This window comes from Gordonia sp. YC-XJ4 (genome assembly GCF_059511865.1).
In genome coordinates this window covers 1,102,221-1,125,273 of the sequence record NZ_CM183447.1, presented here as the reverse complement: position 1 = coordinate 1,125,273, position 23,053 = coordinate 1,102,221, and the positions used below count along the sequence as shown (strand labels likewise).

The window sequence follows — 23,053 nt, the reverse complement described above, 5'->3', positions numbered from 1 at the left end:
CTAGGCCTCACGCTCGATCGGGCAGGACATGCACCGTGGCCCGCCTCGACCACGCCCGAGCTCCGACCCCGACATGGCGATGACCTGAATGCCGTTGTCGCCCAAGTATTTGTTGGTGGTGACATTGCGTTCGTACCCGACCACGACCCCCGGCGATACGGTCAAGAAGTTGTTGCCGTCGTCCCACTGCGCCCGGGCCGCCTCGAGCCGGTCGATCGGCGCCTTGAGAACCCGCAACGTGTCCACCCCGAGCGCCTCGGCCACCACGGCGAACAGCTCGGCGTTCTCGGTCACGGTGAAGTGGCCCTGGTCGTTTCGCGGCACCAGAGTGTAGGAGCGCAAGGTATCCGGCAGATATGGGTAGACACTGAACGCGTCGCGATCGACCTGCGTCATGGCGGTGTCGAGATGCATGAACGCCCGCTCCATCGGGAGTTCGACGACGATGACCTTGTCGACGGTCCCCGACTTGAACAGGTTTTCGGCGAGCACCTCGATGCCCTGCGGGGCGGTACGTTCGCTCATACCGATCATCACCGTGCGGTTGCCGATGACGAGAATGTCCCCGCCCTCGATGGTGGCCGGTGTGTGCCGCATCGGATCGTTGCCGTTGTAGAACACGAACTCCTCCGCGGTGAACATCGGATGGAAGTTGTAGATCAGCCGGGAGTTGATGGTCTCGCGTTGCCGTGCCGGTTTGGCCATCGGGTTGAGGTTGACCCCGGCGTAGATCCACGCCGAATTGTCGCGCTGGAACAGATGATTGGGCAGCGGCGCGAGGAGGAAGTCGTCGTCGTCGAGGCTGTGGAGCAGCAGGCTCGACACGCCACCGAGATGCGGCGCCGCCTCTCGTTTGAGCATGCCGCCGATCAACAGCTCGGCCAGCTGGTCGGGTGTGCGCTCGTCGAGCAACTCCTGCAGGGGTCCGTCGAGTTCGGTCCCGAACTGGGTTTCGGTGATCAGCTCGGCCGCCAGCTCGTCGCGCGCACCGTCCTGGGCGAGTGCCTCGGCGAGCAGGTCCTGATAGAGGTGGACCGTCACCCCGAGGTCGCGCAGTATCTGCTGGAACTGCTCGTGCTCCTCCTGCGCCTTCTCGGCCCACATCACGTCGTCGAACAGCAATCCCTTGACGTTGTCGGGTGTGAGACGCAACAACTCGATCCCCGGCTTGTGCAGGATGACCTGGGCCAGCGGACCCACTTCGGAGTCGACGTGGAAAGTCATACGCGAACTCTAATCGCGCACACAGGCCGGCGCGGGACGATGACAACTCGACGACATCGACTGCACCCGCCCAAGACCGACGGCCCGTCCGAAATCACACCGGACGGGCCGCAGTCTGCAGGCGAGCCCCCTGTCAGGATTGAACTGACGACCGCTCGCTTACAAGGCGAGTGCTCTACCACTGAGCTAAGGAGGCATGCTTGCGCGAGTATATCCGCCGCACCGCCCGCCGCCTCATCGGCACCAGCCAGGCCACGATCGACACCATCGAACCCGGCAGCATCATGGTGGCGCCCCGGCGTCCGATCGATCGGTTCGACGTCGGGGCCATCACCGAGGTGCTCGACCTGGCGACTAAGATCGGCGCGGTGCTGCTCGACTCGGGGACCGGCGCGATCGACACCGGCAGCCAGATCCAGTTCGTCGCGAACATCTACGGCATCGAGGACGTCGACGTGGATGTCACCTACAACACCATCGTCGTCAGCGCCCGACGCGGCGCGACGCTGCCGCCCATCACGACGATGGAGACCGTCCACTACCGCTCGCTGGACTTCACCCGACTCGCGCAGGTCGACAAACTCATCCGCCGCATCCGGGATTCGGCGATCACGCCGGCCACCGCGCACCGGATGGTCGACGCGATCATCGCCGCCCCGCACCCTTACCCCTACAAGGTCGCGACTCTCGCGTGGGGGCTGATGGCCGCAGGCATCAGCGTGCTGCTCGGCGGCGGACCGCTGATCGCGCTGTTGGCGTTCGTGACGACCGGGGTCACCGTCACCATCAATCGGCTACTCAATCGCATCGGCACCCCGATCTTCTTCCAACAGGTCACCGGCGGCTTCATCGCGGTGGTACCGGCGGCGCTGGTGTTCGAGGGCGGCGAGAAACTCGGGTTCGAGATCATGCCGTCCCAGGTCATCGCGGCGGGGATCGTCGTGCTGCTGTCGGGACTGTCGCTGGTGGGCTCGGTGCAGGACGCCATCACCGGCGCACCGATCACCGGCGTCGCCCGCTTCTTCGAGCTGTTGCTGATGACCGGTGGCATCATCGCCGGCGTCGGTATGGCGCTGCGGATGCTCTCGGCGGTCGGCATCTACCTGCCCGCCATCACCACCACCACGGAGTTCGCGGCCGTCGACATCCCCGCACGCGTGGCCGCGGGCGCCTTCGCCGCATTCGCGTTCGCGCTGGCCTGTTACGCCGAGCGGCGCGCGCTGCCGGTCGCCTTCATCTCCGGCGTGATCGGTGTCGGCGTCGCCGCGGGCGCCTCGTTCATCCCGGTCGGCGACGTCATCGGTTCCGGTCTGGCCGCGGTCTGCATCGGGATGCTCGGCGGTCTGCTTGCGCGCCGCGCACTCACTCCGCCGCTGGTGGTCGCCGTCGCCGGTATCACGCCCCTGCTGCCGGGTCTCGCCGTCTACCGCGGTCTGTACGGGCTGCTCAACGATCAGACTCTCGACGGACTCACCTGGGCCGGAAGCGCCCTGGGCGTCGGTTGCGCGCTGGCCGCGGGGGTGACCCTCGGCGAGTTCATCGCCCGCACCCTGCGCCGGCCCCGCATCGTCCGGCCCGAATGGGCGCACCGGCGCCGCCTGCGCCGACGCCGCCGGATCGAGTGGTGACCGCGAAGCCCTCAGCGGGTGACCGGGTACCATGGGTGGTCGCGCGCACCACACGACGGTGCGACAACCACGACATCCGACGACCGCGGCGCCCCATCCGGGGCCACGACCGAGGGGACATGATGGCAGCAGCCAAAACCACCGACATCGCCGACGAAGAGCTGGAGCCAGTGGCCGACGAGACCGCGAGCTCCGCGCGACGCGTCGTCGCCGCCTACGCGACAGACGCCGACGAGTGCCGGATGCTGCTGTCGATGTTGGGGATCGCACCGGGCGAGAACGCCTGACCCGTGACCTCGGAGAGCCGAGCGGTACCCGAATCCGGCGCCGAGTTCGTCGTGGTGGCCAACCGGCTGCCCGTCGACAAGTCGGTCGACGCCGACGGCGAGATCACCTGGAAGCGCAGCCCCGGCGGTCTGGTCACCGCTCTCGAACCCATCCTTCGCTCCCACACCGGCGCCTGGGTGGGGTGGTCGGGCATCGCCGACTCCGACGAGAACCCTGAGGTCGAGGGGATCGGCATTCAGGCGGTGCCGCTGTCGACGCAGGAGATCGCCGAATACTACGAAGGCTTCTCCAACGCCACCCTGTGGCCGCTTTACCACGACGTCATCGTCAAACCCGAATACCACCGCGAATGGTGGAACACCTACGTCGAGGTGAACCGCCGCTTCGCCGAGGCCGCCTCGAAGGCCGCCGCCGAGGGTGCGGTCGTGTGGGTTCAGGACTACCAACTGCAGCTCGTCCCGAAGATGCTGCGGATGCTGCGCCCCGACCTCAAGATCGGGTTCTTCCTGCACATCCCGTTCCCGCCGGTCGAGTTGTTCATGCAGCTGCCCTGGCGGACCGAGATCGTCGAGGGACTCCTCGGTGCCGATCTCATCGGCTTCCACCTCCCCGGCGGCGCCCAGAACTTCCTCTATCTCGCACGACGCCTCGCCGGTCAGGCCACCAGCAAGGGCACCGTCGGCGTGCGGTCGCGGTTCGGTGTGGTGCAGGTCGGTTTCCGCACGGTACGGGTCGGGGCCTTCCCGATCTCCATCGATTCCGGCGAACTCGACGGGAAGGCGCGATCCAAGGAGATCCGCAAACGTGCCGCCGAGATCCGCAAAGAACTCGGCAACCCGAAGACGATCATGCTCGGCGTCGACCGGCTCGATTACACCAAGGGCATCGACGTCCGGCTACGAGCGCTCCAGGAGTTGCTGGAGGAGAAGCGAATCGACGCCGCCGACACCGTCATGGTGCAGCTGGCGACACCGAGCCGCGAACGCGTGGAGAGTTACATCCAGATGCGCGCGGGTATCGAACAGCTCGTCGGCAACATCAACGGCCGCTACAGCGAGGTCGGCCGGCCGATCGTGCAGTACCTGCACCGTCCGATCCCCCGCGACGACCTCATCGCCTTCTTCGTCGCCGCCGACGTCATGCTCGTGACGCCCCTGCGTGACGGGATGAACCTGGTCGCCAAGGAGTACGTGGCGTGCCGCAACGACCTCGGTGGCGCCTTGGTGCTGAGCGAGTTCACCGGTGCCGCAGCCGAATTGCGGTCGGCGTATCAGGCCAACCCGTATGACCTCGACGGCGTCAAGGACGCGATCGTCGCCGCCGTCGAGCAGGCCCCCGAAGAAGGCCGACGCCGCATGCGGGCCCTGCGCAGGCAGGTTCTGGCGCACGACGTCGGCAAGTGGGCGGCAAGTTTCCTCGGCACCCTGGCCGATACGACCGAGACCGAGGCATCGGCGAACCGCGGTGTGCGCCTGCTGGATTCCGAATCCGACGAGGCTGGGCCGATCGAGTCTGGGTCGATCGAGTCTGGGGCCGACGAGTCGGCCGACGGGCGATGAGCGCCGAGGGCATCCCCACACCGCTGTCCGACGCGCTGCTGCGGGCGAGCACGGTGAACCGGCTGCTGCTCGCGTCGGACTACGACGGCTGTATCGCCCCCATCGTCTCCCGGCCGCAGGACGCGGTCGGTCTGCCCGAATCGATCGAGGCGCTACGGGCCGCCGCCCGACTCGACCGCACCACGGTGGCCGTGGTGAGCGGGCGGGCGCTGTCGGATCTCGCCGCACTGTCCGGTCTCGCCGACGACCCGATCACCCTCGTCGGCAGCCACGGCAGCGAGTTCGACACCGGCTTCGGGCAACCGGTCACCGCCGAGCAGCAGCAGCTCCTCGCCCGGATCATCGACGAGTTCGAGTCCATCGCAACAGAATTCGACGGTGTCACGGTGGAGGTCAAACCGGTCAGCACCACCCTGCACGTCCGCAACGCGAGCCCCGCCGACGCCGCGACCGCCCTCGACCGCGCTCGTCTCGGCCCGGCCCGGTGGGACGGGGTCGAGGCCACCGAGGGCAAGGCGGTCATCGAGCTCGCCGTCATCGAGACCAGCAAGGGCCTCGCACTCGACCTCCTGCGCGACCGCACCGGCGCCGACGTCGTCATCTATCTCGGTGACGACGTCACCGACGAAAAGGCCTTCGCCCATCTGCGCCACGACCACGACATCAGCATCAAGGTCGGCCCCGGTGACACCGCCGCCCAGTATCGCGTCGGCGATCCGGCGGATGTGGCCGCCGTCCTCGAATTCGTTGCCGCCCATCGCCGCGAGGCGCTCGGCTGACCTGGCGGCGGCCCGGGCGACTGGTGCGGGTTCACGACACCGCAGGCTCGGCGACCATCGGATCGGTGACCGGATTACGCTTGGTCGACTCCCGGATCACGCGATGGACGAAGCCGAGTTTGCGCACCACCGGTTGCGGGATGTCGAAGGGATACAGCGGCGGGCTGCCCATCGCCTGGTTGACGCGATTGAACATGGTGGACAGCCACTTCCAGTCATACAGCAGTTTCTCGATGGGCTGATCGGCGTACGTCGCCAGCGGCACGATGTCGCGGTCCATCGAGAAACGCACCTGATCACTCTCGAGCATCAGCCCGGATTCACGTGCGGTGTCGATGGTTCCGGTGATGTGCAGGTAGTGGGCGAAGCACTCGGCGAAGTCCTCCCACGGGTGCATGGTGGCGTATTCGGAGATGAACGAGTCACGCCAATTGGCCGGTGGCCCGTGCCGATAGTGCCGGTCGAGAGCGTCGCTGTAGCTCGCTCGTTCGTCGCCGAAGATCTCGCGGCACCGGGCCAGATAGCGGTCGGCCCCGTCGCCGGTTTCGACGAGCACATGCTGGTAGTAGTGCCCGGTCTCGTGGCGGAAGTGCCCGACCATGGTGCGATAGGGCTCGCCGAGTGACACCCGCAGCCGTTCACGATGTGCGTCAAGGGTTTCGGCGAGGTCGATGGTGATGACGCCACCGGCGTGCCCGATGATCACCTGTTTGCCCTCCGACAGACTGGACAACAGGTCGAAGGCCAATCCGCCCTTGGTGCGCCAGTAGGGTTCGATCGGTAGCCCCAGATCGGCGAGCTGATAGATCACCATCCGCAGATCGAAGGTGGTCGGCGCGAGCTTCTCGACGGCGATGGTGTCCGACGGATCGGGTTGGCGCCGCACCAGCGAATCCGGGAAACACAGTCCCCGCAAACCGATCTCACCTTCGCCCACTTCCGAGGGCGTCATCCAGTTGCAGCCGGTGCGCGACCAACTCGAACACCGCTCCCAGTGTCGCCCGTCGATGTCGACGCCGTCCTCGGAGGCCACCACCAGTGATCGGCTGGGCAGATGTACTCCGACGGAGGTGCCACAGCGGGGACAGTTCTGGTTCTCGAATCCCGACAGCGCATTGCAGATCGGGCACGTCAGTGCGCGCACACCGCTCAGCCTATGCTGATGCGGTCCTTTCCGTCGTCGATGGGCAGATCACCGCGCACCACCGCGGTCACCTGATATGAGTCGAGGTTGATCGAACCCTCGTGGTTGTCGAGGAATGCGGTGTCGGCGGCGTCCCGCCCGGTCGAGATGCGCACCAGCCCCTGGCGTGGCGCGAGCCGCGTGGCATCGACCACCACCCAGACGCCGTCGATGAGCGCCTCGGCGACCGCGTGGAAATCCATCGGATCGCAGCCCGGCGCATACACGGCGACCAACCGGGCGGGGATGTTCAACGCGCGCAGCAACGCCACCACCAGATGCGCGTAGTCGCGGCAGACGCCCGCACCGGCCAGCAGGGTGTCGGCGGCGCCGTCGATGGGGTCACTCGCGCCGGGGATGTAGTCGAGGCGATCCTCGACGAACGCGGTCACCTGGTTGAGGAGTTCCCCCTTCGGCAACGAGGTGTCGAACTGACCCGCGGCGAATCCGAAGAACTTGTCGGCCTCGGCATATCGGCTGGGGCGCAAGTAGATCGAATGATCGGTGACCGCGACCTGGGCCGGATCGGCAGGCGTGGTCACCGCGGCCCGATAGTCGACATCGAGCTGACCGGACTCCACCGACAGCCGGTGGATGCGGCCGCCGTAATTGTCCACGATCTCCTCCACCGACACCGGCTTGCCGTCGAGGGTCACCTGGAGGGTTTCGTCGAGGGACAGCCCGGGCATGCGGGCCACCGCGATCTGCATCTCGATCTCGGTGGGTGCGGTGACGGAAATGGACATGGTCGCGGCAACGTCGCGAGGGGGGATCGTCATGCCTGTCACGGTAGGGCAAAACGCCGGACTCTGCGTCACTGGCGCCCGCTACGCTACGGCCGGGCGCGACAGTGGGTCATCGCCGCGACCGGGTCGGCGTAGATCACGCTGAGCGCCACCACGATTGCCGCACTCTCCTGGACCGACAACCCGAACCGCGACGCCGTGAGCTCCAGCGGCCAACCGATCCTGGATGCGGAGTCGAAGGCCGCCTGCACCGGTCCGAGCCCCTGCGGATGCGCGGCGAACGCATCACCGGCGACGATCACCTCGTCGGGATTAACCGCGTCACGGAAGACGGCGACCACCTCCCCGAGGATGCGGGCGCGTTCGTCGGTGATCACCGACGCGTCCGGTGAGACGCCGAGGCGCTGCGCGGCGCGGCGTGCGACGTCGACACCGATCACGTCCTGCAGGGTGGCCGCACCCCCGCACAGCGTCGGGGCGTCGACACCGATGTGGGCGATCGTGCCGGCCCCGCGGTCGGGGACCACCACCTGCCCGCCGACGGTCAGGGCCATGCCCGTGGTTTCGCGCGCGTAGAAGAAAAGTCCCGTATTCGCGCTGCTGCGAGCCGAACTCAGCAACAGTTCGGCTGCGGCCATGGCCTGCACATGCTCGCACACCGACACCGGCACGCCGAGTGCCTCGGCGAGTTGCGCTCCAACGGGGACATTGCGCCAGCCGAGGACGGGATGATCGACCACACCGCCGGCGCGCTCGACGCGCCCGCCGAGTGCGACCCCGCCCCACAGCAGGCGGCGCCCGGAGAATCGGTCGGCGAGTTCCCGCAGGGCGTGACAGAGTTCGGCCGCCGACGCGTACGGATCGTCGTGCGGGGTGAGTACGGCGTGGCTGTAGAGGGTGCGCCCACCGAGGTCGGCGATGGCCAGCAGGGTCCGTCGGGCGCCGATGTGCATCCCCGCGACGCAAAGGCTGTCGCGGTCGAGGGTCAGGGGATGCTTGGGCCGACCGATGCTGCCGGCATGGACCAGGTCGCGGCGTTCGACGACGAAACCCAGTTCGGTCAGCGCGGTCACCTGTCGGTTGATGGTGGCCGGGGACAACCCGGTCTCGGCGGCAAGGGTGTCGCGGGTGATGGGCGCACCGACCCGGATGCGCTGCAACACCTGCGCCGCGGGGGTCGTCCCGACACCGAGTGTCGCCGGGATGACCGTGTGCATGACTGGAGAATCTAGCATCGCCGTCGGCGGGCGCATCCCGATCGGCGTCGAGACCCAGTCCGGGGCTCAATGTCTGGCCCGGGACTCGGGCCCCACCCGGCTCGGCACGTAAACTCACGATCATGAGTGAGTCCACCGCCTCCGAGGTCACCCGCGTCGCCGTCGTCACCGGTGCGAGTTCCGGGATCGGCGCGGCCACCGCCCGCGCCCTGGCCGCACAGGGCTTTCACGTGGTCCTCGGCGCCCGCCGGGTCGATCGGGTTCAGGCGCTGGCCGCCGAGATCGGTGGTACCGGAAAGCAACTCGACGTCACCGACGAGGAGTCGGTGGCCCGATTCGTCGACGGCCTGGACTCGGTACACGTGCTCGTCAACAACGCCGGCGGCGCGAAAGGCCTCGACCCGGTGGCCACCGCCGACCTCGACGACTGGCGCTGGATGTGGGAGACCAACGTTCTGGGGACGCTACGGATGACCAAGGCGCTGCTCCCGGCGCTCGAGGCCTCCGGCGACGGATTGATCGTCACCATCACCTCGGTCGCCGCCCTGGAGGCCTACGACAACGGCGCCGGCTATACCTCGGCGAAACATGCTCAGGGAGTGTTGCATCGGACGTTGCGCTACGAATTGCTCGGCAAGCCGATCCGGCTCACCGAGATCGCGCCCGGCATGGTCGAAACCGATTTCTCGCTGGTGCGTTTCGAGGGCGACAAGGAACGCGCCGACGCCGTCTACCAAGGCCTGACGCCGCTGACCGCCGACGATGTCGCCGAGGTCATCGGCTTTGTCGCGTCCCGGCCGCCGCACGTGAATCTCGATCAGATCGTGCTCAAACCGCGTGATCAGGCCTCGGCGCGGCGCAACATCAAGACCGGCTAGGCGGGGCCGCTCCGGGCCCTCAGTTCGGGGCGCTCACCGACGAGGGTGCACCACTCGGGGTCGCCGGCACCGACGCCGACTGCGGGGTGCCCTTGATCGCCGACATCGACTTCCAGGTGTCCCAGTCGTAGGTCCAGTCGAAGATGTCGCCGTCGGCCTCGGACAGATCGATCCGGGTGCCGGTCACCTCGACGGGGTCACCGTAGATCGCGGTGGTGAAGTACTGCTGCGCGTTGTCCAGCGACAGGTTGATGCAGCCGTTCGTCACATTCGACGAACCCTGCACGCCAACGGTTTCGGGGTTGGCGTGGATGAACTCGCCGTTGTTGGAGATACGCACCGCCCAGCGTTCGTGGACGTTGAAGTACCCCGCTGCCGGGTTGGACATGTAGAAGTCCTCGTACTTCTCGCTGACCACGTGGATACCCGAGCGGGTCACGTTGCGGTCGACGTCGCCTTCGCCGTAGCTGCAGGGCAAGGTCATCAGCGTCGATCCGTCACGGACCACCACGATCTGGTGGCTGGGCGCGTCTGCCTTGACGATCTGCGAGCGGCCGACGGTGTAGTCGCTGGTGACGTCGGCGGCACCGTATGCCCCGCCGCCGTGATCGAGCCCGTACAGCTTGGCCGACATGTGGATCTTGGTGCCCGGGGTGAGGTACTCCTTGGAGCGCCAGTGCACGCGTGACCCGTTGTCCTCGCCGAGCCAGGCCCAACTGCCCTCCGCGGGGGGTGTGGTGGTCAGGGTCAGTGCGCGCTCGACGGCTTCCTTGTCGTCGACGGTCCCGTCGAACTTGAGGATCAGCGGTGCGGCGATGCCGACTTCCTGCCCGTCGGCGATGTTGACGACGACGTTGAGTTGTTGCTTGGGATCGAGGGTGGTGAACGATCCCTTGACCGGCACCGTCAGTCGGTCCTGCCCGACGGCACTGCCCTGCCAGGTGTAGGTGGTGCCGTAGCCGAGCACCTCGTTGACGGTGAAGGTGGTGCGATCGTCGGAGAGCGTGCCGGTGACCGCCTTGCCGCTGGCGTTGACCAGTTTGACGTCGGGGTTCAGCGTGCCGCCCGACGCCTTGACCTCGACCTTGGCGGTCGGATTGGGCGCGGCGGGATCGTCGAGTGCAGGTGTGTAGGTGACCTTGACGGTCGGCTGCTTCGACTTCTGGGCGGAGGTGGTGTCGTCGGATCGTCCACAGGCGGCGGCCACGAGGCCCGCGGTGGCGATGCCTGCCGCCGCGAGAACGGTGCGTCGGCTGGGTGTCGGCTGCGTGTTCATGTCGGGACCAGGGTACCGAGACCGGCTGATGAACGGCTCTCTGCCTGCTGTGATTCGGTCAAGACAGCGATGCCGGCGACGCCGGCGACCCACGCAGATGGGCGCGCTCACCGTCGTGGTCGAAGATCGAGAGGACCTCCGCGGGTCCGTCGTCGGGGGCCAACGAATGCGGGACCGTGCATGCGAACTCGGCGGCGTGGCCTGCGGGAATGATGATCGTCCGTTCGCCGAGCCGGAGCCGGATCGTGCCGCTGAGCACCGTGAACCACTCATGTCCGGGGTGCACCCGCAGCTCGCGGGCGGCGTCCCGAACCGATTCGTCGAGTCGCATCTTTGCCACGGTCACACCGGCCGGGGTGTTGTCACGTGACAAAGGCCACACCGTGATGCCCTCGTTGGAGTGGGGTTCGGGACGGATCACCACGTCGGCGTCGCCGACCGGCTCGACCAGGACATCGAGTGAGGTGCCCAGCGCGCGGGCGATCGGGACGAGCTGATCGAGCGCGACCCGCCGATGTCCGGTCTCGATCCGGCTCAGCGTCGACGGACTCAGGTGACAGCGATGTGCCAGCGAATCCAAGGTCCACCCCTTGGCGACGCGCATCGCGCGGATGCGCTGACGGACCACCGCATCGATTTCTTGCTCCATGGGCAAGATGGTATGCCCCCTGCGCATCAGCTCGCTAGCCTCGACATCATGACCAGCACGCACGGATCAGATCATCGGCACCACGGACGGCACTCGCACGGGACACAAGATCATGGGGCACACGATCATGACGGCACCGACATCGGCGATCTGCTCGAACTCGACGCCGCTGTCACCGGCACCTACCTCGACGAGGCGATCTCCCTCATCCGCACCGAGACCACCCGGCCCATCGAGGTGATCGTCGACGCCGGCGCCGGTACCGGGGTCGGCACCCGCGCCCTCGCAGCGGCCTTCGGGGACGCCGAGATCGTCGCCATCGACGGCTCCCCCGAGATGACCGCACGCATCGACGCCGCCGGACCGGGCACCGTGCGGACGGTGACCGCCGACCTCGACGACGGCTGGCCGGCGAGCGTCGGGGCCGCCGACGTCGTGTGGGCGTCGGCGTCGCTGCATCACGTCACCGACCCCGCCGCCTTCCTGCGCACCACACGCAGCCATCTGCGGCCGGGCGGCGTGCTGGCGGTCATCGAGATGCCGCATCAGCCCCGATTCCTGCAGACCGAGACACCGCACACCGACCTCAATGATCGGATCGAGGAGCTCATGCGGGCCAAGGGCGCCAACAGCTTTCCCGACTGGACCGACACGATCACCGCCGCCGGATTCGAGATGCGCACACGGCACACCGTGAGAATCGACGTTCCCGAACCCACCGAACTCACCCGCGCCTACGCGCAGGCATGGCTCTCCCGGGTGCGCACCGGACTCGCCGACGACCTCACCGACACCGACGCGGCCACCCTCGACGAGTTACTCGGCGACGGACCCACCTCCCTGCGCCACCGCCCGGACGTCGCCGTACGGGCCGCCCGCACGATCTGGATCGCGACCGGGCCCGCATCGACCACCGAAGCGAACCAGGAGATCTCATGACCACCACGGCAACCGAGACCGTCGACGTGGCCATCATCGGCGGCGGCGCAGCCGGGCTGTCCGCTGCGGTCACCCTCGCGCGGTCACTGCGCACGGTCGTCGTCATCGACGCCGGCGCACCCCGCAACGCACCCGCCGCCGGTGCGCACAACCTCCTCGGCCGGGAGGGCATCGCCCCGACCGAACTGCTGCGCGCCGGACGCGCGGAGGCCATCGGATACGGCGCGATCATCCGCGAGGGCACCGTTACCGCCGTGGTGCGCCCAGAACACCGGGCCGACAGCGCTTTCGAGGTGCACAGCACCTGCGCTTTCGAGGTGCACAGCACCGGCGGGCCCACCGTCGTCGCCCGCCGACTGCTGATCGCGACCGGACTCGTCGACGAACTCCCCGACGTCGCCGGGCTCGCCGAACTCTGGGGCCGCGACGTGCTCCACTGCCCGTTCTGTCACGGCTACGAGGTACGCGGTCGGCGGGTCGGCGTCCTCGGCACCGGGCCGATGGCCATGCACCAGGCAATGCTGTTCTCCCAGTTGACCTCCCACATCACCCTCATCGATCACGGCATGCCACCACTCACCCCGGAACAGCGGTTGCAGGCCGAGGTACGCGGGATCGAGATCATCGGCGGACCAGTGACGCGGGTTGACGCCGACGCCGACAACCGTTTGCGCGCAGTCCTGTTCGACGACGGACGCGAGCTGGAGCTCGATGCACTCGTCGTCGCACCACGAATGCGCGCCCGAGCCGAGATCTACACCTCGCTCGGCGGCACACTCGAGGACAACCCGATGGGCAGCATGATCCCCGCCGACCGGACCGGACGAACCCCGATCGACGGGGTCTGGGCGGCAGGCAATTCCGTGGATCTCGCAGCGATGGTCGGGGCCTCGGCGGCGGCCGGGGTGCAGTGCGGCGCGATGATCAACGTCGACCTCATCGAGGAGGACACCCGGCGGGCGCTCGGGAGCCGGGTGGCCGGCTGAACATCGCTGTCAGTTGAACATCGCTGTCAGTTGAACACCGGTATCAGCTGAACACCACGGTCTTGCGGCCGTGCACCAGCACACGGTCCTCGAGGTGCCACCGCAAACCCCGCGCCAGGACCAGGGTTTCGATGTCGCGGCCCTGCCGGACCATGTCGCGCACGCTGTCGGAGTGGTCGATCCGGGTGACGTCCTGCTCGATGATCGGGCCGGCGTCGAGGTCGGCGGTCACGTAATGACAGGTCGCGCCGATCAGCTTGACACCGCGGGCGAACGCCTGGTGGTACGGCCGGGCGCCGATGAAGCTGGGCAGGAAGCTGTGGTGGATGTTGATCGCGCGCCCGGCCCACGCCTCGCACAGTTCGGGCGGCAGGATTTGCATGAAGCGGGCGAGCACCACCGCGTCGGGGGTGTGGCTGTCGACGATCTCCTCGACCCGGTCGAAGGCTACTCGTTTGGCGCGCGCACCGGACTTCCCGTCGGGTCCGGTGAACGGCACGTGATGAAACGGCACCCCGAAGCGTTCGGTCAGTCCGCCGAGGTCGGGATGGTTGCCGATGACCGCGGACATCGTCGCCGGCAGTTCACCACGGTCGGCGCGACCGAGTAGGTCGGTGAGGCAATGGCTTTCCTTGCTGACGAGCAGCACCACCGATTTCTCCTCGCCGGTGTCGGTGACCTTCCACTCGGTCTGCGGTCCCCATTCGGCAGCGATGCCCGCGAATCGGGCGCGCACCTCGTCGAGGGGGATCGTCACCGTGTCGGCGCGGACGGCCTGCCTGGTGAAGAACCATCCGGAGTCCTCGTCGGAGTGGTAGGCGGCCTCGGTGATCCAGCCGCCGATCTCGGCGAGGAAGCTCGAGATCCGCGCGACGATCCCGGTCTGGTCGGGGCAGCCGAGGGTGAGCACATAGCGACGGTCGGCACCGGAGGCGTCGGTGGCGGGGACCGAGGTGGCGGGGACTGAGCTGGATGGGACAGCGGTGGCGGGGGTGGTCACGGTCCTTCAGTGTGCCAAGCTCGTCTGTGTGACGATCACCGACCTACGCCGAGCCGATGTCGCGGCCCTCGTCGACCACACCCTGCTCAAGCCCGAGGCCACCCGCGCCGACGCCGAGGCCACCATCGCCGAGGCCGCGGAGCTCGGCGTCTACGCGGTCTGCCTGTCGCCGTCGATGCTGCCGATCGACACCGGTGACCAGAAGTCCTGTGTGGTCGCCGGCTTCCCGTCGGGCAAGCACCATTCGCTGGTCAAGGCCGCCGAGGCGCGCCTGGCCGTGGACTCCGGTGCCGACGAGGTCGACATGGTCATCGACGTCGGCGCCGCGCTGGATCAGCGATTCGACGAGGTCTTCGCCGACGTGCTCACCGTGCGTGAGGCCGTCGGCGACGAGACGGTCCTCAAGGTGATCGTCGAGTCGGCGGCGCTGCTCGACCTTGCCGGCGAGGACACCCTGACCGAGGTCTGCGCGCACGCGGCCCGCGCCGGGGCGAGCTTCGTCAAGACCTCGACCGGGTTCCATCCGGCCGGCGGCGCGAGTGTGCGGGCAGTGGAGATCATGCGGGCCGCCGTGCCGGCCCGGGTCGGGGTGAAGGCATCCGGCGGAATCCGCGATGCACGGTTCGCCGCCGAACTCATCGCTGCCGGCGCCACCCGACTCGGCTTGTCGGGCAGCCGTGCGGTGTTGGAGGGCTTCACCGAATAGCGATCGGCCGCAACGGGTTCAGGCCACGACAGCACACCTGAGGGATCAGCCCGGAAGAGTTGGGCGCATGGGTGATTCGCGGTCAGAACCCGCCGAAATCCCCGCCGCCGAAGTCCCCGCCACCCCCGAAGTCGTTGCCGCCACCGAAGTCACCGAAACCGCCGCCGTAGTCACCACCGCCCATGTCGCCCCCGGCGTCGCCGCCACCCATGTCGCCCCCGCCTCCATCGCCGTAGCCCCCATCGCCGTAATCCGCGGCATCGAGGGCTCCGGCGTCGGTGCCGTCGCCGACGCCGTTCTCGAAGGCGGCCGCGTCGTAGTTGACCCCGGCCATACCGGAGAACAGTGCCGAGAACAGGAACATCGAGCCGACACCCCACGCTCCGGCGACGAGCGCGGGCTTCCACCACGGTTCGGAGTACCAGCCGGCCGGTACCGGTCGGCCGGCGACGCGGCCACCCGGGTAGTAGTTCGGGGTGGTCGGCGACGGTGCGGGCGAGGCCTGCACGGTGCGGCCTTCGAAGTCGATCTCACGGTTCTCGGTGACCTGGCCCGCACTCTTCTGTCCGTCGAGTTCGGGGATCGCCGGTCCGGGGTCCATGCCCATCGCGGTCCGTGCGGCGCGGATGTAGTAGAGGCCCTCGATGGCGGTCTGTTTGGCGAGTCGGGCCTGTGCGGGGCTGGTGGCCTGGTCGATCTGCGAGCCGGCGGCGGTGTGCCGTTCGGCCGCGTCGGCGAGCGCCTGCTTGGCGGCGGGCGAATCCCCGACCAGCATGTACACCTGCCCGCCGAGTCGTTCGATGGCCTGTCGGGCGTCGGCCTTCGCGTCGTCGAGGGTGCGGGCGGTGTTGGCACCGGAGCGCCGCTGCATGACCACCACCACCCCCACGACGAGCAGGATGACGACGGCGATCAGGAGCAGCTGGCCCACGGGTTCCTCCGGAACGGGGTCGGAAAATCGGACATCTCCCAGCGTACCTGCGAGGTGGTGGGGCCCGTCCGGCTCAGAGGATCGAGCAGGTCGGCGCCGAACCCGAGCTCGACGTCGACGCGGCCGCCGACCCGAGATCGACGTTGCTGCCGGTGACGGCGAAGTCGACGCCCTGGTCGGTGACCTTCAGGGAGGTGACCTTGATTTCCTTGGTGAGGTCACCGAAGAGGCTGTCGCCGAAGCCGTCGACGAACTGCTGGGCGAAGTCGGCGGGAATCCCGAAGACGAAGGCGCTGGCCTGCTCCACCTGGAAGCGCACCTTGCCCTGGTCGAGGACCGGCTTCATGGTGAGGCTGACCGGCACCGGGAAGATCGCGACCTGTACCGCGGCGTCCACCTTGATCGTGCCGTCGGCGGCGTTGCCGGTGACCGAACTGACCTGGGTACTGCCCAAGATGCCGGAGCCCTCGGTTCCCGTACCGCCGTTGGTGGTGCCACCGTTGGTCCCGCTGTTGTCGGTCGAGCCACCGGAGAGTTGTCCCTGCTTGCTCAGCTCGATCACCCGCTGGAACGGGACGTAACCGGTGCCGGCGAGCGAGTCGACCTTGACCGTGTTCCCGTCCTGGCTGACCCCGTCGGCCCGCACGTGCAGTTGCATCTGCGTCGAATTGGAGTCGCTGGTGTCCACCTGGACGTAGGGGTAATCGTTCGAGAACTTCTGCAGCAGAATGGGTTTCTTGCTGATCGACACGTTGGTGGGCTGACCGGTCAGAGCGCCGAACTGTTGCTCGAGACAATCGGTGGCGCGGCTGCGCAAGAAGAGTTCGGTGCCGACGAGCGCGATGATGATCACCAACACCAGTCCGACCGCGCCGAGCGCGATGAACTTTCCCTTGCCGCGTTTCGTCGGCGCCGTCGTGACCACACCGTCGCCGGTCGGGGGAACCGCATGCGCACCCGTTCCCGGTTCGCCTCCGCCCATCGGGTTCTCCCCGGTGGTGAACTGCGCGGTCTGTGGGTGCGCCGCGGGTGGCGGCGGCGTCACTGGGGTCGTGGTGGCGTCGGAGATCTGCGAGTAGGCGCGAGCATGGCGGGAGGTGGTGGTCGGCTCCCACTGTTCGGTGTCGGGGGCGGGATTCTCCCCCGCACCGTGCTGGGCCGGAGTCTGCGCTGCTGAGGTCGGCTCCGCCGGAGTCTGATCGGCCGGAGTCTGATCGGCCGGTACTTGCTCGGCCGGCAAGTCCCCTCCCGCGGAGTGGTCGCGCGGCGCGTTCTCCCGACCGACCTGCTTGGTGGCATCCGGATCCTCGGGACCACGAGGGGTCTGCGGATCGTCGGTCGTGTCGTCGGCCATGCACTCCGTCCTAGGGGCGTCGGTCTTGCGTGATCACAGTTCGTACGCGACGGGCGTCGGTTCGATTCGGAATTCCCGCTGGTTGGCGAGGACCGCGAGTTGCTCGCGAGCCTTGGCGACAACACCCAGGTCGAGGTCGTGTACACCCAGCCGTTGCTCCCCCGTGTACGACGCGACCACGCTACCGAAGGGATCTGAGATTTGGCTATGTCCTACGCCGGTCGGCGCTTTCGACGCGCGGAGCTCCTCGTCGGCGGGTTCGGCCTGCCCGACGGCCACCACATAGGACGTCGAGTCGAGGGCACGTGCGGTGGCCAGCGTCCGCCATTGCTCGACCTTGCCGCGCCCGGCACCCCAGGACGCGGGGACGACGATCACCTCGGCCCCGTTTTGGGCAAGCGCGGTGAACAGCGCCGGGAAGCGGATGTCGTAGCAGGTGGCCAGGCCGATGCGGACGCCGTCGACCGTCACGGTCCGCGCGACGTCACCGGGTGCGACGGTGGCCGATTCCCGGAAGCCGAAGGCGTCGTACAGGTGGATCTTGTCGTAGCCGATGCGGGCGCCGTCAGGTGCTGCGACCAGCAGGGTGTTGGCGACTCGCCCGTCGTCGCCGGGGGTGAACATGCCCGCGATCACGGTCACCGAGTTCTCGACCGCGATCTGCGAGACGCCTGTGGCCCACGGCCCGTCGAGCGATTGGGCGACCGGGCCCAGCGGCACCCCGAACCGGCACATCGTCGCCTCGGGGAACACGACGAGAACGGCACCGTCGGCGGCCGCCGCGGCCGTGTGTTCGGCGACCAGACGCAGGTTGTCGTCCGGGTCGGTACCGGAGGTGATCTGGGCCATCGCGATGCGCATGTGGCCAAACTACCCGCGTGGTGCGACCGTCTCCCAGGGCACGGTCAACAGATTGTCGACGACGCGGCGGCGTGGAATCGCGACGTCGACGCCGGCCGCACGCATCAGCGTGAGGGTCTGCGCCCAACGTGCGCGTGGGCCGAAGACCGTCCGACCGGCGGCGTTGTCCCAGCAGCGGTCGGCGGTGACGAGCAACTCGTGGATGCGCTCACCGGGCACGTTGCGATGGATGAGCGCCTTGGGGAGCCGTTCGGCGAGGTCGGAGGGTCTCCCGGTGTGCGCGGGCGACCAGCACAGGGTGAGGCTGCGAGGCCCGGCGGCGTCGAGCAGCACCCAGGCGCACCGACGGCCGATCTCGTCGCAGGTACCTTCGACGATCAGCCCGCCGGGAGCCAGTCGCGTGATCATCTGCGACCACGCGGGGGCGACCTCGTGCTCGTCGTACTGTCGCAGGACATTGAACGCGCGGACCAGTTGTGGCCGGAATCCGGCGAGCTCGAAACCACCGAGTGCGAATCGCACGCCGTCGATCGGGGCGACGATGCGGTCGGGGTCGATCTCGAGGCCGATCATCTGCAGGTCGGGAGCGACGGGCCGCAGTCGCCGGGCCATCTCGACACAGGTGTCGGACCGTGCACCGTATCCAAGGTCGACGACGATCGGTCGCGCGACGGCGGCCAGTGCCGCGACGATCGACGGTTCGTGCGCCATCCACCGGTCAACGCGGCGCAGGCGGTTGATGTTGGTGGTACCCCGGGTCACCCGACCGTGAGGTCTCGGGGTGGGTGTCACGCCGTCAGAGGTTCTTGTCGATCCAGTCCTTGGAGTACTCGGCCTCCGCACGGAACAGATCCACCAGGTTGACCAGCATGAGTTGCTCGAGTTTGCCGTTGATGAACGGGATGAAGACCTTGACCTCGGTGGTCTTGCGGATGGTGCAGCCGGTCTCGGTGGGGAACAGTTCCTGCCAGCCCTGCAGATTGCCGGGACCCGCGGGGATCGACGCGGTGTAATTGCCCTTGGTGTTGTCCGGGTCGAACGGCCCGAACGATTCCTCGCGGGTGATCACCATGTCCTTCATCAGGACGGTCTGGGCGATCGGGGGCAGCTGATCGCGGCCGATGTGCTGCTTGAGCACCACTTTAAGGCCGGTTTCATCGGACCGGAAGTCTTCCACCTCGCAGTGCGGCGAGATCATCTGGAAGCCCGCCATCATGTCATCCCAATACTGCCGGGAGCTCTGAGCTTCGTAGAGCTTCTCCACGGGATGCGCATAGCGCGCGGAGTAGCTGAGACGTCGTGCCATGACGGCCAGGTTACGTCAGCGGTGAGCGGCCTCCCAAGTCACCGTCTTCTCCCGTTCGTTGTCGAGCAGGTCCACGAGTTGTTCGATGACGGCGCTCTCGATCTTGCCGCCAACGAAGGGAATCCCCACCTTGGCGGTGCCCGTGTACTCGACGCCGGCCGGGTCACCGGAAACCACCAGAGCGCCCTCGACGTCGGCCGGAGCGCCCGACACCGAGGCGTGCATCGTGCCGTTGACCGCGTCCTTCGCCCGGGTGAAGGTCATCGTGCGTGGGATCTCGAGGTCGCCGGGACGCACCTTGGTGACCACCGACGGCAGTCGATCCTCGGGCACCCCTTGGAGCATCTTCACCGTCACCGTGGTGCCGTCCGACGAGAAGGACTCGAGCCTGCCGTGGCTGGAGTTGGTGGCTTCGAGCAGGTCGTGCCAGTACTGCTCGGTCGACACGATCTCCCAGTACCGGTCGGCAGAGAACGGATAGGACACCGAGTGCTTCAGCGGGCTCGCCATGGGATGAGAGATTACTCGACGCCACCGACGTCGGCTGTCGTGCGCCGCCTCGGGTTACCGTTGGCCCCGTGACCGAGACTTCGCTGCAGCCCGGAGTGCCGCTGGCCGGCCTGACCACCCTGCGGGTCGGCGGCCCGGCGCGGGCACTGCTCCGCTGTGAGGACACCCGATCGGTCGTCGAGGAGATCCTCGCCGCCGACGCCGTCTCCGAGCCGGTCCTGGTCATGGGTGGCGGATCGAACCTCGTCATCGCCGACGCGGGCTTCGCCGGAACCGCCATCCGCATCGAGAGCAGCCGTATCGAGTTCGGGACCGGCCGCGAATCGGGCCGGGCCCATGTCACCGCCGACGCCGGGGTCACCTGGGACGATCTGGTGGCCGCGACCGTCGAGGCCGGTTTCGGTGGGCTGGAATGTCTCTCCGGGATTCCTGGATCGACCGGTGCGACGCCGGTACAGAACGTCGGCGCCTACGGCGTCGAGGTCGCCGACGTGCTGCGTGAGGTCCAGGTGCTCGACCGTCGTTCGGGGACCCTGCGATGGGTGGCCCCGGGTGAACTCGGCCTGGCCTACCGCACGTCGCGACTCAAGCATCGCGACGAGATGGTCGTGGTTGCGGTGTCGTTCTGGCTCAACGACGATCGCGCCAGTCAGCCACTGCGGTATCGCGAACTGTCCGCCGCCATGGGCGTCGAGCCGGGTGGCCGCGCCGACGCCGCGGCGGTCCGTGAGGCCGTCCTGGCGCTGCGTGCGGGCAAGGGCATGGTGCTCGATCCCGACGACCACGACACCTGGAGTGCCGGTTCGTTTTTCACCAACCCGATCGTCGGGGCCGACGACGCGCCGGCCATTCTCGACCGCATCGCCGGCCGGCTCGGTGCCGACGTCGCCGTCCCCACCTATCCGGCACCGGATGGCGTCAAGTTCTCCGCGGGCTGGCTCATCGAGCGCGCCGGCTACGCCAAGGGCTACCCCGGCCCCGACGCTCCGGTGCGTCTGAGTACCAAACACACACTGGCCCTGACCAATCGCGGTGGCGCGACCACCGAAGAACTCCTCGCTCTCGCCCGCGACGTGCGCGACGGCGTCGCCGACACCTTCGGTGTCACCCTGCACCCGGAGCCGGTCTTGGTGAACTGCGCGCTGTAGTACCCCGCCCGACGATCGACCCCGCTGGTCGAGGTGCGAAGGAGCGATAACTCCGTAGCCTCGAGACCTCTTGCGCCGATATACATCCGGACCACCGTGGCCCGAATCCAGCACCGGTGCAGGCGGTCTCGAGGATCGCCGCACGCGGCTCGCACCTCGACCAGCGGGGGAAGACGACTCGCCATCGAAGAATGCTCCGCCCGCCTCGCCCGACGGCCATCCCATCCCGATGGTCGAGGTGCCGAGGAGCGCCAGCGACGAGCCTCGAGACTCCTTGTGTCGAAAGGATTCCGGGCCACCGGCGGCGCGACACACCTCGACCATCGGGTGGGTTTCGCTATAGAGTTCTCAAACAACAGATGCGGTCCCGGCCAGGCCGGGTGCAGGGAATCAGGTAGTGGGACAGCGTGGGTCAGGCTGCGGTGTCGTCGAGTCGCATGGTCCGTCGGTGATACGACGGTATCGGTCGTCGTTTCGGGTCGATGCTGGCGGGTGGGATCAGCCAGGGGTGCCGGTCGAATCCCATGATGATGTCCCAGCCATGGTGATGCACATCGTCATGGCAGCTGGTGCACAGTAGGCAGCCGTTGTCGAGGTCGGTGGGACCACCATCAACCCAATGGTGCAAATGATGTCCTTGGCAGCGTCCGGCGTGGGCACCACACTTGATACATCCACGATCACGCACCAGCAACGCTTTGCGTTGTCCGGGGGTGAAGAAGCGTTTCGCCTCCCCAACACTGAGCGGTACCCCGTTGGGATCGAGCATGATCTTGGTGATCGTCGTGTCACACGACAACAACTTGGCAGTCGCTTCGGTGATCGCACCCATGTTCTGCAAATCCCCACCGAGCGCGGGGTTGTCCGCCGACCAGGTCCACAACAGTCCGCTGGTGGGTTTCGCCGAGAACGTGGTGTCCGCCAAACCTTGTGCCGCCAACTCCACGATCGTTTCGAACGCGGCCGCGCAGATCTGTTCGGGTGTCCGCGGATCCGGGGATCCGTCGGGCTGAGGCTTGGGCGCCGACAAGGTTTCCATCAAAGTTCTGGTTTTCTCGCCGGCGACGATGTCGAGGTTCGCCGAGATCTCCAACCGGCCGTCGTCGGTGATGCGGTCGGTGTAGGAGTTGATCGACTTGTCCTCGGCGGCCGGCAACCCGCCCGGTGTTTCGGCCGCCAACTCGTTCCCCAACTGCCGCGCGTAGAGGTTGATCTCGGCGGGGGTGAAACCGGCGAAATAGTGCGACAAGAGTTTCCGCAGGTATTCACAGCGCTGCGCGGTGTCCATAGGTTCGGGGCATCGGGTGTCGATGTGCGCCAACCCGCGGACGATGGCATCGGTGTGTTCGGAGGAGATGGACCCGTCCGCGGCATGCGCCAACAACAGATCGACATCGGTGGTGGCCGAGATCCGCACGTATCGACTTGCGACGGCGGGTGCGAAACCCATGCTGATCAACAACTCCCGAAGCCGGGTGGTCTTGTGATCGGCGACACCCAAGCGATCCATCTCGCCGGTGAGGGTGGTGGCATGGTGATCAACCAGATTACGCAGAAAGAGGACTTGTTTCATCGCACCGAAGGCCTGGGGTCCGGTCATGTCCGGATTCCATTGCAGGTCGCTGAGTCGGGCGACGATGTCGGCGAAAACTGCTTCGGCGTCGACGGTTCCAGCGTCGGGAGCTTCAGTGGTGTCGATCATGGGCCCCTCCCCAGTGGCTGATCGGTGCGATGTATCCAGTCTACAGGAAAGTATGTTCGATGCAAGGGATACTTTCGATCAATTCTGCTTGTGGACAACTTGTTTCGGAGCTGAAGTCTTGTCGGTGGGATGTGGTAAGCGGTGCAATTTCGCCGTGTGAGTATCCGATGTGGTTGGGAGTCC

The 23,053-nt window shown here is 67.4% G+C and carries 23 protein-coding genes and 1 tRNA gene; 9 read left to right on the top strand and 15 right to left on the bottom strand.

What is annotated here, in order from left to right:
* Both AC5ZH6_RS05010 and AC5ZH6_RS05005 read right to left on the bottom strand, forming a co-directional pair.
* The gene (locus AC5ZH6_RS05010; protein WP_006372584.1) at positions 1-1,224 is read right to left on the bottom strand and encodes an arginine deiminase; all 1,224 of its coding nucleotides are present in this window, start codon (positions 1,222-1,224) and stop codon (positions 1-3) included.
* A 124-nt stretch (positions 1,225-1,348) separates the two neighbouring features.
* Positions 1,349-1,420: transfer RNA gene (locus AC5ZH6_RS05005), tRNA-Thr, on the bottom strand.
* A 4-nt stretch (positions 1,421-1,424) separates the two neighbouring features.
* Between AC5ZH6_RS05005 and AC5ZH6_RS05000 the strand changes: the two genes are divergently transcribed.
* The 4 genes from AC5ZH6_RS05000 (at position 1,425) to otsB (ending at position 5,478) form a co-directional block, all read left to right on the top strand.
* Positions 1,425-2,852, top strand: coding sequence for a threonine/serine exporter family protein (locus tag AC5ZH6_RS05000; protein ID WP_006372583.1), 1,428 nt, complete (start codon positions 1,425-1,427; stop codon positions 2,850-2,852).
* Positions 2,853-2,974: 122 nt separating this feature from the next.
* A complete protein-coding gene (locus tag AC5ZH6_RS04995; protein WP_165776325.1) occupies positions 2,975-3,139 on the top strand; it encodes a hypothetical protein in 165 nt (54 codons plus the stop codon).
* A gap of 3 nt (positions 3,140-3,142) precedes the next feature.
* A complete protein-coding gene (locus AC5ZH6_RS04990; RefSeq protein ID WP_006372581.1) occupies positions 3,143-4,699 on the top strand; it encodes an alpha,alpha-trehalose-phosphate synthase (UDP-forming) in 1,557 nt (518 codons plus the stop codon).
* Positions 4,696-5,478, top strand: a complete 783-nt coding sequence (gene otsB, locus AC5ZH6_RS04985) for a trehalose-phosphatase (RefSeq protein ID WP_006372580.1) — start codon at positions 4,696-4,698, stop codon at positions 5,476-5,478. Before AC5ZH6_RS04990 ends, otsB begins: the two co-directional genes overlap by 4 nt.
* A 31-nt stretch (positions 5,479-5,509) precedes the next feature.
* On the opposite strand, the gene AC5ZH6_RS04980 is transcribed toward otsB, so the two are convergent.
* The 3 genes from AC5ZH6_RS04980 to AC5ZH6_RS04970 are packed head-to-tail and all read right to left on the bottom strand — an operon-like array spanning position 5,510 to position 8,624.
* Positions 5,510-6,622 carry a zinc-binding metallopeptidase family protein gene (locus AC5ZH6_RS04980; protein ID WP_006372579.1) on the bottom strand — a complete coding sequence of 371 codons (1,113 nt, stop codon included), beginning with the start codon at positions 6,620-6,622 and terminating at the stop codon, positions 5,510-5,512.
* Between the two features lie 5 nt (positions 6,623-6,627).
* Positions 6,628-7,440: a transglutaminase-like domain-containing protein gene (locus AC5ZH6_RS04975; protein ID WP_014358958.1), complete on the bottom strand. Its 813-nt coding sequence runs from the start codon at positions 7,438-7,440 to the stop codon at positions 6,628-6,630.
* A gap of 53 nt (positions 7,441-7,493) precedes the next feature.
* Positions 7,494-8,624 carry an ROK family transcriptional regulator gene (locus tag AC5ZH6_RS04970; RefSeq protein WP_006372577.1) on the bottom strand — a complete coding sequence of 377 codons (1,131 nt, stop codon included), beginning with the start codon at positions 8,622-8,624 and terminating at the stop codon, positions 7,494-7,496.
* A 122-nt stretch (positions 8,625-8,746) separates the two neighbouring features.
* Here AC5ZH6_RS04970 and AC5ZH6_RS04965 point away from each other — a divergent pair, with 122 nt between their 5' ends.
* Positions 8,747-9,502 (top strand): SDR family NAD(P)-dependent oxidoreductase, encoded by a 756-nt coding sequence (locus AC5ZH6_RS04965; RefSeq protein ID WP_006372576.1) that lies wholly within the window; start codon positions 8,747-8,749, stop codon positions 9,500-9,502.
* Positions 9,503-9,521: 19 nt separating this feature from the next.
* On the opposite strand, the gene AC5ZH6_RS04960 is transcribed toward AC5ZH6_RS04965, so the two are convergent.
* Both AC5ZH6_RS04960 and AC5ZH6_RS04955 read right to left on the bottom strand, forming a co-directional pair.
* Positions 9,522-10,778, bottom strand: coding sequence for a L,D-transpeptidase (locus tag AC5ZH6_RS04960; protein ID WP_006372575.1), 1,257 nt, complete (start codon positions 10,776-10,778; stop codon positions 9,522-9,524).
* Between the two features lie 58 nt (positions 10,779-10,836).
* Complete coding sequence (locus tag AC5ZH6_RS04955; protein ID WP_006372574.1) at positions 10,837-11,427, bottom strand: helix-turn-helix domain-containing protein; 591 nt, start codon at positions 11,425-11,427, stop codon at positions 10,837-10,839.
* A 48-nt stretch (positions 11,428-11,475) separates the two neighbouring features.
* Between AC5ZH6_RS04955 and AC5ZH6_RS04950 the strand changes: the two genes are divergently transcribed.
* A complete protein-coding gene (locus tag AC5ZH6_RS04950; protein ID WP_244421214.1) occupies positions 11,476-12,366 on the top strand; it encodes a class I SAM-dependent methyltransferase in 891 nt (296 codons plus the stop codon).
* Positions 12,363-13,352: an NAD(P)/FAD-dependent oxidoreductase gene (locus tag AC5ZH6_RS04945; RefSeq protein WP_006372572.1), complete on the top strand. Its 990-nt coding sequence runs from the start codon at positions 12,363-12,365 to the stop codon at positions 13,350-13,352. Before AC5ZH6_RS04950 ends, AC5ZH6_RS04945 begins: the two co-directional genes overlap by 4 nt.
* A gap of 43 nt (positions 13,353-13,395) precedes the next feature.
* Here the strand turns inward: AC5ZH6_RS04945 and purU are convergent, their stop codons facing one another.
* Positions 13,396-14,352 (bottom strand): formyltetrahydrofolate deformylase, encoded by a 957-nt coding sequence (gene purU / locus AC5ZH6_RS04940; RefSeq protein ID WP_006372571.1) that lies wholly within the window; start codon positions 14,350-14,352, stop codon positions 13,396-13,398.
* Between the two features lie 28 nt (positions 14,353-14,380).
* Here purU and deoC point away from each other — a divergent pair, with 28 nt between their 5' ends.
* Positions 14,381-15,058 carry a deoxyribose-phosphate aldolase gene (gene deoC, locus AC5ZH6_RS04935; RefSeq protein ID WP_006372570.1) on the top strand — a complete coding sequence of 226 codons (678 nt, stop codon included), beginning with the start codon at positions 14,381-14,383 and terminating at the stop codon, positions 15,056-15,058.
* 82 nt (positions 15,059-15,140) lie between these two features.
* Here deoC and AC5ZH6_RS04930 read toward each other — a convergent pair whose 3' ends face one another.
* The 6 genes from AC5ZH6_RS04930 to AC5ZH6_RS04905 form a co-directional block, all read right to left on the bottom strand.
* Positions 15,141-15,989: a hypothetical protein gene (locus tag AC5ZH6_RS04930; RefSeq protein WP_006372569.1), complete on the bottom strand. Its 849-nt coding sequence runs from the start codon at positions 15,987-15,989 to the stop codon at positions 15,141-15,143.
* A 73-nt stretch (positions 15,990-16,062) separates the two neighbouring features.
* Positions 16,063-17,343, bottom strand: a complete 1,281-nt coding sequence (locus AC5ZH6_RS04925; protein ID WP_006372568.1) for an LmeA family phospholipid-binding protein — start codon at positions 17,341-17,343, stop codon at positions 16,063-16,065.
* A 33-nt stretch (positions 17,344-17,376) separates the two neighbouring features.
* Positions 17,377-18,204, bottom strand: a complete 828-nt coding sequence (locus AC5ZH6_RS04920; RefSeq protein WP_006372567.1) for a carbon-nitrogen hydrolase family protein — start codon at positions 18,202-18,204, stop codon at positions 17,377-17,379.
* A gap of 9 nt (positions 18,205-18,213) precedes the next feature.
* Positions 18,214-18,966 (bottom strand): methylase, encoded by a 753-nt coding sequence (locus tag AC5ZH6_RS04915; RefSeq protein ID WP_035728812.1) that lies wholly within the window; start codon positions 18,964-18,966, stop codon positions 18,214-18,216.
* A 34-nt stretch (positions 18,967-19,000) separates the two neighbouring features.
* A complete protein-coding gene (locus AC5ZH6_RS04910) occupies positions 19,001-19,510 on the bottom strand; it encodes a DUF2505 domain-containing protein (RefSeq protein WP_006372565.1) in 510 nt (169 codons plus the stop codon).
* 15 nt (positions 19,511-19,525) lie between these two features.
* Entirely contained in the window at positions 19,526-20,020 is a 495-nt protein-coding gene (locus tag AC5ZH6_RS04905) for a DUF2505 domain-containing protein (RefSeq protein ID WP_006372564.1), read from the bottom strand.
* 68 nt (positions 20,021-20,088) lie between these two features.
* Between AC5ZH6_RS04905 and AC5ZH6_RS04900 the strand changes: the two genes are divergently transcribed.
* Positions 20,089-21,168 (top strand): UDP-N-acetylmuramate dehydrogenase, encoded by a 1,080-nt coding sequence (locus AC5ZH6_RS04900; protein WP_006372563.1) that lies wholly within the window; start codon positions 20,089-20,091, stop codon positions 21,166-21,168.
* A 412-nt stretch (positions 21,169-21,580) separates the two neighbouring features.
* On the opposite strand, the gene AC5ZH6_RS04895 is transcribed toward AC5ZH6_RS04900, so the two are convergent.
* A complete protein-coding gene (locus AC5ZH6_RS04895; RefSeq protein ID WP_006372562.1) occupies positions 21,581-22,870 on the bottom strand; it encodes an HNH endonuclease signature motif containing protein in 1,290 nt (429 codons plus the stop codon).
* Between the last annotated feature and the right edge of the window lie 183 nt (positions 22,871-23,053).

Coding starts and splice junctions, on each gene's coding strand:
- AC5ZH6_RS05010 (WP_006372584.1), bottom strand. CDS start 1,224: ATGACTTTCCACGTCGACTCCGAAGTGGGTCCGCTGGCCCAGGTCATC.
- AC5ZH6_RS04995 (WP_165776325.1), top strand. CDS start 2,975: ATGGCAGCAGCCAAAACCACCGACATCGCCGACGAAGAGCTGGAGCCA.
- otsB (WP_006372580.1), top strand. CDS start 4,696: ATGAGCGCCGAGGGCATCCCCACACCGCTGTCCGACGCGCTGCTGCGG.
- AC5ZH6_RS04975 (WP_014358958.1), bottom strand. CDS start 7,440: ATGACGATCCCCCCTCGCGACGTTGCCGCGACCATGTCCATTTCCGTC.
- AC5ZH6_RS04970 (WP_006372577.1), bottom strand. CDS start 8,624: ATGCACACGGTCATCCCGGCGACACTCGGTGTCGGGACGACCCCCGCG.
- AC5ZH6_RS04965 (WP_006372576.1), top strand. CDS start 8,747: ATGAGTGAGTCCACCGCCTCCGAGGTCACCCGCGTCGCCGTCGTCACC.
- AC5ZH6_RS04960 (WP_006372575.1), bottom strand. CDS start 10,778: ATGAACACGCAGCCGACACCCAGCCGACGCACCGTTCTCGCGGCGGCA.
- AC5ZH6_RS04955 (WP_006372574.1), bottom strand. CDS start 11,427: ATGGAGCAAGAAATCGATGCGGTGGTCCGTCAGCGCATCCGCGCGATG.
- AC5ZH6_RS04950 (WP_244421214.1), top strand. CDS start 11,476: ATGACCAGCACGCACGGATCAGATCATCGGCACCACGGACGGCACTCG.
- AC5ZH6_RS04945 (WP_006372572.1), top strand. CDS start 12,363: ATGACCACCACGGCAACCGAGACCGTCGACGTGGCCATCATCGGCGGC.
- AC5ZH6_RS04925 (WP_006372568.1), bottom strand. CDS start 17,343: ATGGCCGACGACACGACCGACGATCCGCAGACCCCTCGTGGTCCCGAG.
- AC5ZH6_RS04920 (WP_006372567.1), bottom strand. CDS start 18,204: ATGCGCATCGCGATGGCCCAGATCACCTCCGGTACCGACCCGGACGAC.
- AC5ZH6_RS04910 (WP_006372565.1), bottom strand. CDS start 19,510: ATGGCACGACGTCTCAGCTACTCCGCGCGCTATGCGCATCCCGTGGAG.
- AC5ZH6_RS04905 (WP_006372564.1), bottom strand. CDS start 20,020: ATGGCGAGCCCGCTGAAGCACTCGGTGTCCTATCCGTTCTCTGCCGAC.
- AC5ZH6_RS04895 (WP_006372562.1), bottom strand. CDS start 22,870: ATGATCGACACCACTGAAGCTCCCGACGCTGGAACCGTCGACGCCGAA.